General features: G+C 46.1%; 10 protein-coding genes. 5 read left to right on the forward strand and 5 right to left on the reverse strand.

From position 1 onward, the window contains the following. Nucleotides 1-3,069, forward strand: a 3,069-nt coding sequence (locus tag AC3A14_RS22315; protein WP_487779168.1) for a CHAT domain-containing protein, incomplete at its 5' end; no start/stop codon positions are given. 254 nt (nt 3,070-3,323) lie between these two features. Here the strand turns inward: AC3A14_RS22315 and AC3A14_RS22320 are convergent. Next, entirely contained in the window at nt 3,324-4,193 is an 870-nt protein-coding gene (locus AC3A14_RS22320; RefSeq protein ID WP_318732354.1) for a hypothetical protein, read from the reverse strand. 60 nt (nt 4,194-4,253) lie between these two features. Here AC3A14_RS22320 and AC3A14_RS22325 point away from each other — a divergent pair, with 60 nt between their 5' ends. Beyond that, the gene (locus AC3A14_RS22325) at nt 4,254-4,832 is read left to right on the forward strand and encodes a hypothetical protein (protein ID WP_318732353.1); all 579 of its coding nucleotides are present in this window, start codon (nt 4,254-4,256) and stop codon (nt 4,830-4,832) included. Nucleotides 4,833-4,928: 96 nt separating this feature from the next. On the opposite strand, the gene AC3A14_RS22330 is transcribed toward AC3A14_RS22325, so the two are convergent. From AC3A14_RS22330 to AC3A14_RS22345, 4 genes are all read right to left on the reverse strand, one after another. Then, nucleotides 4,929-5,909, reverse strand: a complete 981-nt coding sequence (locus AC3A14_RS22330; RefSeq protein WP_318732352.1) for a GAF domain-containing protein — start codon at nt 5,907-5,909, stop codon at nt 4,929-4,931. A 148-nt stretch (nt 5,910-6,057) separates the two neighbouring features. Then, nucleotides 6,058-6,864: a prohibitin family protein gene (locus AC3A14_RS22335; protein ID WP_413038655.1), complete on the reverse strand. Its 807-nt coding sequence runs from the start codon at nt 6,862-6,864 to the stop codon at nt 6,058-6,060. A gap of 79 nt (nt 6,865-6,943) precedes the next feature. After that, a complete protein-coding gene (locus AC3A14_RS22340; protein ID WP_318732351.1) occupies nt 6,944-7,759 on the reverse strand; it encodes a PD-(D/E)XK nuclease family protein in 816 nt (271 codons plus the stop codon). Nucleotides 7,760-7,803: 44 nt separating this feature from the next. Next, nucleotides 7,804-8,388: a PAP/fibrillin family protein gene (locus AC3A14_RS22345; RefSeq protein ID WP_318719454.1), complete on the reverse strand. Its 585-nt coding sequence runs from the start codon at nt 8,386-8,388 to the stop codon at nt 7,804-7,806. Between the two features lie 126 nt (nt 8,389-8,514). Between AC3A14_RS22345 and AC3A14_RS22350 the strand changes: the two genes are divergently transcribed. From AC3A14_RS22350 to AC3A14_RS22360, 3 genes are all read left to right on the forward strand, one after another. Then, nucleotides 8,515-8,766, forward strand: a complete 252-nt coding sequence (locus AC3A14_RS22350) for a DUF3134 family protein (protein ID WP_318701121.1) — start codon at nt 8,515-8,517, stop codon at nt 8,764-8,766. 186 nt (nt 8,767-8,952) lie between these two features. Next, nucleotides 8,953-10,041: a phospho-N-acetylmuramoyl-pentapeptide-transferase gene (mraY, locus tag AC3A14_RS22355; RefSeq protein WP_318732350.1), complete on the forward strand. Its 1,089-nt coding sequence runs from the start codon at nt 8,953-8,955 to the stop codon at nt 10,039-10,041. 221 nt (nt 10,042-10,262) lie between these two features. Then, a partial coding sequence (locus AC3A14_RS22360; RefSeq protein WP_487779169.1) for a serine/threonine protein kinase occupies nt 10,263-11,434 on the forward strand: 1,172 nt, incomplete at its 3' end.

Below are 11,434 nucleotides of genomic sequence, written 5' to 3' on the forward strand. Positions count from 1 at the left end.
GTCGGAACTCTGGTAGCGCTGGGAGTGTGGATGACTCCGGTAATGGTGACGGTGGGAGAGCAACCCAGTTGGGCGCAAAGTCAGCAACCTTCGGCAGAAGAAATTGAAGCAACGATCATACAGTTAATAAACCAAGCACTTCAACTGCAACAACAGGGAAAAGCACAAAAAGCTATAGAAGTTTGGCAGGAAGTGTTAGCCATTTCCAAAAAGTTACAACTTAAGGAAATAGAAGCCATTGCATGGTTAGGAATTGGTCGAAATTCTGATGATATAGGAAAACCCCAAGCGGCATTAGAAGCATATCAACAAGCCTTACCTATTCTCCAAGAAGTGCAAGACCGAAGAGGAGAGGCAACAACGTTGAATAATTTGGGTTCAGTTTACGACAGCATCGGAGAACCACAACAAGCCATAGAATATTATCAACAAGCCTTACCTATTCTCCAAGAAGTGCAAGACCGAAGAGGAGAGGCGACGACGTTGAATAATTTGGGGTCAGTTTACCTCAGCATAGGAGAACAGCAACGAGCCATAGAGTATTATCGACAATCCTTACCCATTTCCCAAGAAGTCCAAGACTGGGTAAGAGAGGCGACGACGTTGAATAATTTGGGGTCAGTTTACCTCAGCATAGGAGAACCACAACAAGCCATAGAATATTATCGACAAGCCTTACCTATTCTCCGAGAAGTACAAGACCGAAGGGGAGAGGCAGCGACATTGAATAATTTGGGGTCAGTTTACCACCGTATTGGAGAACCACAACAAGCCATAGAATATTATCGACAAGCCTTACCTATTCTCCGAGAAGTACAAGACCGAAGGGGAGAGGCAGCGACATTGAATAATTTGGGGTCAGTTTACCACCGTATTGGAGAACCACAACAAGCCATAGAGAATTACCAGCAAGCCTTACCCATTGTCCGAGAAGTTCAAAACTGGGGGGGAGAGGCAACAACGTTAAATAATTTGGGGTCGGTTTACGAAAGTATTGGAGAACTACAACGAGCCATAGAGTATTACCAACAAGCCTTACCCATTCGCCAAGAAGTGCAAGACCGACGGGGAGAGGCAGCGACATTGAATAATTTGGGGTCAGTTTACCACCGCATCGGAGAACCACAACAAGCCATAGAGAATTACCAGCAAGCCTTACCTATTCTCCAAGAAGTACAAGACCGAGGGGGAGAAGCGGTGACCTTGAATGGTTTGGGGCTAGTTTACGAAAGCACCGGAAAATTAGAAGAAGCCATAAAGTATTATCAACAAGCCTTACCCATTCGTCGAGAAGTGCAAGATCGAGGGGGAGAGGCAGCAACCTTGAAGAATTTGGGATCGGTTTACTACCGCACCGGAAAATCAGAAGAAGCCATAAAGTATTATCAACAAGCCTTACCCATTTTCCAAGAAGTGCAAGACCGAGGGGGAGAGGCGGCAACCTTGAATGATTTGGGGTTAGTTTATAACAATACTGGTCAACAGCAACGAGCTATAGAGTGTTATCAGCAAGCCCTACCTATTCTCCAAGAAGTGCAAGACCGAGGGGGAGAGGCGACAATTTTGAGTAATATGGCTGGATTTTACCGAGATACCAAGCAACCCGACAAAGCAATTGAACACTGGGAAAAATCTCTGGAAATAATCCTCAGTCTCCGCAGTAACCTGAAACAAGAAAATCGGCAAAGTTTTATCAAAATAAACCAAGGTCATTCTATCGCCCTAACCTCCTTCCTCATCCAACAAAACCAACCCAAAGAAGCCTATACCTGGATAAACCGCGTCACCACCTACGAACTGGCCGACTATACTCGCCTACTCGGTGCGAAAGTCCAAAACCCCCAAGCTCAAACACTCATCGACGAATATAACCAGCGCTGGCAACAAATCGAAAACCTGAGACGACAACTGCAACTCGACTCCTCCGATGAACTTTCCCGCCGCATCAGTACCCTAGAGACCGAAAATATTAAACTTGGAGAAGAAATAGCCCAACAGTTCCCCGAAGTAGCCGATATTTTTGAAACCACTCCCACCGACATCGAGCAACTACAAGCCACCATCCCCGAAGGAATCCTTGTCCTGCAACCCGTTCCCCTCGCCAATGTTACGAACGTTCCCAATACCCTGGCTCTGTTTCTGCTCACCCGCGACAGTTTCCAGGTGGTGCAAACCTCCCTGGATGTGGAGCAGTTTAACCAACTCCTTGACCAATACCTGGAACAACTGCAAGATCGTAGCGATACCACCTACACCGAAACCAGCGCCGAACTCTACAACATTCTCATCCGTCCCATCGAAAGCCAAATCAACGCCTATCAACCGCAACACCTGAGCATCATCGCCACCGGACAACTGCGCTATCTCCCCTTTGAAACCCTCTACGACGAAGAAAGCGACCAACAGTTAATCGAAAAATACCCCATCAACTACCTGACTCGCCTCTCGAAAACGCCCCCCAACCGCCAACCCAGCGCTAAATCTAATGCTATTCTTGCTTTCGGTAACCCAGTTCCGCACCCTCCGCAACATCTACCCGGAGCGGAGGCAGAAGTCAACACTATTACCCAACTGTTTGCCAACAGTCAAGCTTACCTGAATCATGGCGCTACCCTAGAACAGTTCAAAACCCAAGCGCCCAAGTTTGCCTTCCTCCATCTGGCTACCCACGGCTGTTTTCAAAAAGATGGGTGTAAAAAGTTGGACATGGCAGCCAACACCATTCTATTTGCCGATACCACCTGGCCCATCACCGATGCTGCTTTACTGGGGTTGAACCACACCCGACTCATTGCCCTCAGCGCCTGCCAAACCGCCCGCGAAGCTGATGTAGAGGGAAATTTGATTTCTGGAGTCGCTTACCTGTTTGAACGGGCGGGAGCGCAAGCGGTGATGGCCAGTTTGTGGAATGTGGCGGATGAATCTACGCAACGGTTAATGAGCGATTTTTACCAGTATGTCCAGGAAGGCATGACCCAAGGGGAAGCCTTACGGAAAGCGAAGCTCAATCAAGTGAACAGGCATCCGTTTTTCTGGTCACCGTTTATCCTCATCGGCGATCCCCGGTAGGATGGTGGGGGAGTGGGGGAATGGGGGAGTGGGGAGATAGGGAGATGGGGAGATGGGGGGAATGGTTTAAGGTTTCTCTAGTCACGGCAGTAGTGGCGTGACCAGGCTAAAATAGGGTATTGTTTGTAGTAAGCACTTTAGTGCTTAAAAGCCTAGCTGGAGATTGCTCAAGCCCTCACTACAAAACAAATCTATTCCACCATTTTAAGCTTGACGCGCCACTACGATTCCTAACTATTCCCTAGCGCAAAGCGCTATTGATCGCCATGAAATGTAGGATTGAGGATCATGAGTTGATCGCCGTGAATACTTTTCTGAATGGCAACGACAGGAGGGACTTTTCGGGTTTGAGGCTCTTCTAGAGAACTGTCAATCAAATAAATCCAACCATCTCGCTCTAGGAGCAAGCGCCAAACTCTGGGTTGCTTGCCGCGAACGTCTGTGTTTTCTTTAGCTAGAATATTCTTGAACGCCTCACGATCCCCAAAAAAGCGAAAGCCTTGCACAGAGGGGTCAATAAATTCATCCTCCAGCAGTCTACCGAGGGGAAGTCGATCTTCTGGTGTAATCAGCGTAACAACGGGTAACGTAGAATTGGGGCCAATATCTCGTTTGACATCGGCGATCGCCTGACTTTGGGCTAAATGAAATAAAATCAATAATACCCAAGCCACAATCACCGTTTCATCAACTAAGGAACGCAGAAACTTAATCGAATCAAAATCTAGAGGATTAAACGTTATTAAAGAGTACATCTGGCGACATAAAAACCGCACCCATCGACTTTTTGAATTTCGAGGATAGGGCAAGCGAATTTTGACCATCTTATTCAGTTTCTCTAACTTTTTAATCCCCCATAACGTCACATAAATGCCATTGATCATTAACCCTAACGCAACGATCGCCCGGAGAATGGCACGAGTATCCCCTAAAATCACTTGGATGGGCACAATAAAAAAAGATTGGACGGGCAATTCCAACGTCGTCAATTCCAAGCTAAACTGGAAAAAATAGACCGAACGATAAATCCAACCCATAAAAAACAAAGCAGCTCCCAGCAAGCCAATTAAACTGGCAAATCGGCGTAAAATGCTCGGTTCATTCTGGGATGGAGGAGTAGACACAATGGTTTATCGGAGACGAGCTATACTCAGTATTATAGGATTTATTGCTCTTCTACCGCTATGAAAACTGTAATTAAGGTAGCTTCTCTGTTCGCATGTACGCTCCTGTGTTATGCCAACTTCTCCCTACCTGTATTTACATCCAAAATAGCCCCTACCTCCAGCATTGCTCAAGCTCAATCTACCGAGCAACAACTTACCGTTGCCTTACCGGAAGTTGCCCAAATTGCCCTGAAAGATGGAACGACTCTATCGGGACGAGCGATCGACATTAATCCACAATCGATAACTCTAGAACGAAGTAATCAGAGTCGAAAGATAGACTGGGAAACTGTATCTTCAGTTCAATTTGATCGAGATTCAGACACTTGGTTAACACCGGGAAGGAGGCTAGTGATTCGTGGAGAAGAGGGTGAAGAAGAGAAAAAGCCTTTAATTTTAGATATTCCTGCCAATCAGATTCAAAAACTCGATCCAGACATTGGCCATTTTCGGCTCGATTTAAGTTTTCTGTCTAGAGGCAGAATTCGCGGCATTCTCCAAGTTGCCAGCGATCATCTCTATGTGGTGGAGCAGATAGAATATAATCAATCCCAAAATGTCTTTACGTTGCAAGCGAAACCCTATCTGAGTCAATAACGATAATAATCAGTAAATGTAGGGTCAGCTTTGACACAAAATTTGCAACCTCGCATTGCATGGCATCACAATTATAAGAGTTTAAAAACTCCTACTCTAGCATTGCTGGACTACACCAATAATGACCAACTTGCCATAGAGTTTGGTTCGTTCTCCATAGAGATCGATCGCTATCAGCTTACCATCACTACATCGACCTTTACCCTGATAGCTTAACCGCTTGCGATCGCCCTGAAAACACTCGTGAATTTGATCGAATACAGAGCGCCTACTTTCCACTGCCATTAAATCCAGAAATGACTCTAAACCGACTAATTCTGCAAATCGATAGCCAAATAGATTGGCTAACTGCCGATTCGCATAGACAAACTTTCCTCGTTCTGTGAGCATATAGAATCCTAACTTGTCTAAGGAGTCTTCTTCGTGGGAGGGTTCTTCAGCACTCTTTTCTGGTATGGAAGAGGGACGCTCGAGTTTTTGATATTCTACATACAGCCGGACATTATCCAACACTACCCCCATTTGCTCGGCTGTTTTCTCCATTAAACTTGCGGTATCTTCCGTAAAATATCCCGGTTCAGGATGCATGAGGGTTAAAATTCCCAAAAGGGTTTGAGAGCGAAAAATGGGCACACCTAATGCTGAACGCACCAAATAAGGCTCATCAGGAAGGGTTAACCAGCGATCGTCGGTTTTCGTATCAGTAATTAAACCAATGTCTCGATGATGATTCACCCAACCGGCTAATCCTTTGTCTAAGACTTGACCAATGATCGCCTGTTTATGATCCCGAATGGTTGCCCCCCGCGCTAATACACTGGCGACTACTGTTCCCTTTGGATCTAAGAAAAATAAGCTCCCTTCTTCTGCTTCTGTAAACTGAATAGCGATTTTCAAGGTTTGTTGTAAAACCGATCGCAGCATCAAGGAACCTGTCGAAGTCCGCATTAAATTTGTAAATGTGCGGAGCAGTTCATTTTGAGCTTCAAAGGCTTTTTGATCCTGTTTCAGATTCCGGATCTCTTGATGCAAACGATGGAGTTCTGCGGTTAGGTTCTCGTCTAGGCGATCGCTCATTTTTCCTTAGTCCTGAAATTATAGCGCTTGGCGCTGGTAATGGGTAAACCCTTTTCTTCCTTGAAAGTCCCTATGTTTAAGACTTTCCCGAAAATGACTACTGAAGGAAAACCCATCGATAGTTTACCTTATAGTAGGAAACAGTGGCTCAAGGATTTTGGGCTGGCGCTGGAGTGGCTAAAGTTTCCGGTGATAGATTAATAAAGGGTAGCGCACCTTGGCCGCCCATAACTGTCGGAAAGTGACCATCCCATTTTTCAATGGCTAGTTTTTGCAGCAAAATCGGTGTTAGAGTTTGTCGTTGCAGTCGTTGCGCTTCGGCTTGTCCTTTGGCGCGGTTGATTTCCGCTTGGGCTTCCTTTTCTGCTTTCAAGGCTTCAAAGTCTGCCCGCTTTGCTTCTTGTTCGGCAATTTGTTTGGCTTCGATGGCTTTGGAAAATTCTGGTGAAAAGGAGACATTGACCAGAGAAACATCATCAATCAAAATGCCATAGGATGTAATTCTTTGCTTCAGAGCTTGATCGATTTCCTGTTTTAATTCGGTGCGTCGAGTAATGATTTCTTCGGCATTTTTCTTGGCGGTTGCGGCTTTCACGACTTCGGAAACCGAGGGCGTAATAATCCGAATTAGGATTTGTTCGTGATTGCCAATTTGTTGAAAGACTCGATTCACTCGTGATGGATCGATATGCCAATTAATGGCAATTTCCATGCCCACATCTTGTAAATCACGGGAAGAAGCTTCTGCATTGACATCATTTTTCTGGACTCGTACACTGAGGTTTTGCACGGTTGTCATCACTGGAACAATCGGATGAATTCCTTCATCCAATATGACATCTTGGACTTTACCAAATTTCATGACTACGCCCCTTTCTCCAGCATTCACGATGACAAAGGGACGAAAAATTAAACCGATAAATACTAGGAAAAATGCCCCCAATACGGGAATCATCAATTGGGGATTGGTGAATTGGGAGTTTGAGGGAAAAGGATTAGGCGATTTCATAATGGGAATGGGTAATCGAGAATTATTAAATGGGGAGTTCTGGAATACTTTCTAGGGGAGGGAGAGACCAGAATTCAGAATCTACTGTAACTTCTGTCACTTTTTCAGAGGAGAGGCGATCGCATCGCCGCGCAAACGGACATCGAGTACATTCACTTGAGCTGACTGGAACTTGGGGAAAATCACTTCCCTGGATATAGTCCTTTAACCCTTGATTAAGCTGGCATAAAAGTTTACTTAGTTCTAGTTTAGTTTGTTCGTGTTGCCCGTCATTATACTTAAATTCGAGAGAAGTTGCTCGATTATGTAACGAATTTTCACCTTTGACAAACCAGTAGGTTATGGAAATTTGTTCCGGGGGATAATGACTGGTTTCGGCTAATACAAAGGGATAAAGACGGGTTTGCCAATTCTGTTTCAGGCGATCGCTATTTTGCGGTTGCAGATGGGTTTTCCAATCCATAATTTGTGCCTGGTGCGATCGGCAAATCAATAAATCATAAATCACGGTTAGCCAATACCCCTCAAACTCCAGAGTTCGCTGGTGTTCACTTTCCCGAAAATCCCCCTCATCTGCAAACAATCCCGGATCAGCAGTGATTAACCGTTCTAAACCCTGTTTAAATTGAGGGTCACGTGCCAAAATTCCCTCAATGGGTAGCCCTAATTCTCGCTGTTGCATCAACAAATGAAACTGGCTTCCCCATTCAGATTTTTCCTGTTGCTCCACAGGAACAACATAAGGAATTTTTTCCAAAAAGATATATTGAAATTTACGCCCACAGGTACTCAAAATATTTAAATGACCTTGAGAGAGGCGCAAGCTCAACTGCTCCATCATTTCCATCCCCTATTATTCATTACCCCTTCCCAGCTCGTAGCACGCTAACATCGAGCTAGCACAAATACACTCTCCTTATTGCCACGATTAATGCGTAAATCTCGATCTAAATAGGTAATATCTAACCAACCTTTTTGATTTTCCTCACTAATGGGGAAATCAAATGGCCAAAAGGTGGCGCTCTCTTGTATTTTCTCAATCATCTGTGAGGGAGATTCATAACCTAAAACCCGTTGCAGGCCGAAAATTCCTCGATTAAATCGCACATTCACCCGCCGCTCATTGACTACGGAGAAATTTGCCCGAACACTTACGAGAGAGTCTAAATAAGGCAAACCATCGAGTTCACCAATATTATAAACCGCCTGCTCATCAACCCGAATACATTGATAGATTTGGCCCAACTGATACAGGGGAATGCGATCGATATTCAACAACTCGGCACTGGTGGTATACAGCAAGCGCCAATCGCCACTCAGAAGTTCCGGAAACTCGGTTGGGCAAGGGTTGGGGTTACGCTCTTCGAGTTGCACCACATAGGACAAAATGGCCTGTTTTTCAGTGGCTGAAGCCAATATACCACGATTCGTGCCGGCGATCGCCTCTAACAAACGGTCTTTACCAATCATAATTCCTCCTAAGTGAATGACCTATACCATTAACAGCTATGCTTATGCTAACAACTGGCTTTCCAGAATCCTGATAAACTCAAAAGAGATGAGTATCACCAATTGGATTTTCCTATTCTCTCAGCCATGTCTGCCAAATTTGTACCGATCAAAAACCCCTCCTTGCGAGAAACCGCTCGTTCTCAACTGGCTCCTATTCTTCCTTCTCCTCAAACCGAGTCCCTAGTAGACTGGTTGGAAAAAACGGGACGCATGTCTGCCCGCGATCCCCAAGAGCAAGAGTTTGTAGAGAATGATGTGGATATCTCCGAACTCGAGCTGATGGATGGAGCAGATGATAACTATGATGACGATGATGATTCCATCAATGATGAGTAAGCGATACAGCGCTTCGTGATGTCATGAGGTACAGTCAGAACCATCCCCCCTAAATCCTCCGAAGATCGGGGGACTTTTACTGCTCCTTTTTCTAAGGTAGGGGGAGAAAGATGTACTACATAAAGCGCGAAAACTGCTGTAACTCTAGATTGAGTGTTTCTGTGAGTGTGAATGTGAGGACAAACTGTGGACGCGAAACTTAGCTTTGGGGGGTTCTCCTTTCCCTGGGGAACCCGTCTATTTTTAATCTTACTGGTTGGTCTGGGACTGACAGCTTTAACGTTAGATCTACAAATGAACCAATTATCCCAGGGTTGGTTTTCCCTGAGTCTGCCCTTCTGGAGCGGGTTCCTACTGACTACCCTCATAGGGGCTTGGGCTGTACCGACCTTAAGAAAGATTAAAGCTGGCCAAATTATCCGCGAAGATGGGCCGCAAGACCATTTGAAGAAAGCGGGTACTCCAACTATGGGAGGGATCTTTTTTATTCCAGTAGCTGTTCTGGTGGCGCTGGTGGCTTCGGGTGGCGATCGCCTGGTTCTAGTCGTTTCCCTCGTTATCTTAGGCTATGGAACGATCGGGTGGATTGATGATTGGCAAATTCTCCGCCGTCGCTCCAATAAGGGGATTTCTCCCCGGATGAAGCTGATCCTACAAACCCTATTGGCGGTTGTTTTTTGCCTGTGGATGCTCTTGACGCAACCAGCAGATCTGACCACAGTGGCTTTATTTGGAGCGGTTAGCCTGCCTCTCGGTTTTATCTTTTGGCCCATAGCGGCTTTTGCCCTGGTTTCTGAAAGTAATGCGGTGAACCTCACAGATGGTTTAGATGGTTTAGCGGGAGGAACCTGCGCGATCGCCTTTTTAGCCCTCGGCGTTCTGTTGGCACCTACTGCTCCGAGTTTAATGATCCTCTGCGCTGCCGTCAGTGGCAGTTGTATTGGTTTTTTGGTCTACAACCGCAACCCTGCCCAAGTGTTTATGGGAGATACCGGCTCCATGGCTCTTGGCGGCGGTTTAGCGGCGATCGCCCTCATTAGCGGTAACATCTGGAGCTTATTGATTCTCAGCGGTCTCTTTGTCATCGAAGCCCTCTCCGTTATCTTACAAGTGAGCTACTACAAAGCCACCAAAGGCCCCGACGGTATCGGTAAACGGATTCTGAAAATGGCTCCTCTACACCATCATCTTGAACTCTCTGGATGGTCAGAAACCCAAGTGGTGGGTGTATTTTATGGCTTTGTTGGTATCCTCGCCATTCTCAGTCACCTCTAGGTCATCCTGTCAATTTTTATAGATTGAACGGCGATCGCCCCTTTAGCTATTCTATCTACTCAACTTTGGGATTGACTGGCTGATTGCGCTCTGATGCTTTTAGTTTTTGCTCAATGGCCAATTGGATCTTTGTATCAAAATCAAGGTCATTTGGACTACAATCTAACTATCTCACCTTGAAATCGAAATCCTTTTTAGGCAACAGCGACATATCTGAAACTATGGTCAAAACACTGCAAGGAGGAAAATATACCCTTGATGAAGAACTGGGTCAAGGTGGGTTTGGATTAACGTTTAAGGCGACCCATCATTATCTGCATCAGATAGTGGTAATTAAAACTTTGAATGAGTCGATTCGGAAACAGCCTAATTTTCAGGAGTTTGAGCAGAAGTTTCAGGATGAGGCTCGCCGCTTGGCGCTGTGTGTACATCCCCATATTGTGCGGGTGAGCGATTTCTTTACGGAAGATGGGATACCCTATATGGTGATGGATTATATTCGAGGGCCGACGTTAGCTGAGTTGGTGTATTCCGATCGCCCCTTAAGTGAGGATATCGCGATTCATTATATCCGTCAAATTGGAGCAGCGCTAGAGATTGTCCATCAGAAGGGCGTGTTGCATCGGGATATTAAGCCCCAAAATATTTTGTTGCACGAAGGCACTCAGGAAGTGGTGCTGATCGATTTTGGTATTGCCCGGGAATATGAGCAAAATTTAACCCAAACCCATACCAGTTTAGTTTCAGAAGGCTATGCTCCTATCGAGCAGTATATGCGATCGCAGCGTCGCAGTGCTGCCAGTGATGTTTATGGACTGGCGGCTACCCTGTATACGATACTGACGGCCAGAATACCCGTGGCTTCTATTTTACGCGATCGCCACCAAATGCCAAGCCCCAGAGACCTCCAACCCCATCTGAGTCCTGCGGTTAATCAAGCGGTGTTGCGGGGAATGGCTCTGAATGCTGAAGACCGACCGCAAACCATTCGGGAATGGCTGGATTTATTGCCCCAAACGTCACTTACGGCTATTCCAACTACTCCTCAAGCCACTACACCCACTCCTTCATCCACCAGCCAAGCCGCCACTATTGCCCTGGTTCCGCCGTCTGTGCCTCGTCCGAGTACTACAGGTAAATTGGGAACTCTAACACCAAGTAATACTACTGAATCTCGGCCATGGCTTTGGCTGCCGATCGTGATTTTAGTGGCGATCGCTGGTTTAATCGGAGGGGTAACCGCCACTCTACAACGGGCTAACCGTCCCTCTGAACCCATTGCGTCCCCCAGTCCCCAACCCTCTCCATCACCCACTCCAACACTACAACCTTCTCCATCACCCACTACCCCCAAACCCCTCTACCAGATGCCATCAGAGTTGATTGGTAAAAG

This window comes from Roseofilum sp. (assembly GCF_982964205.1).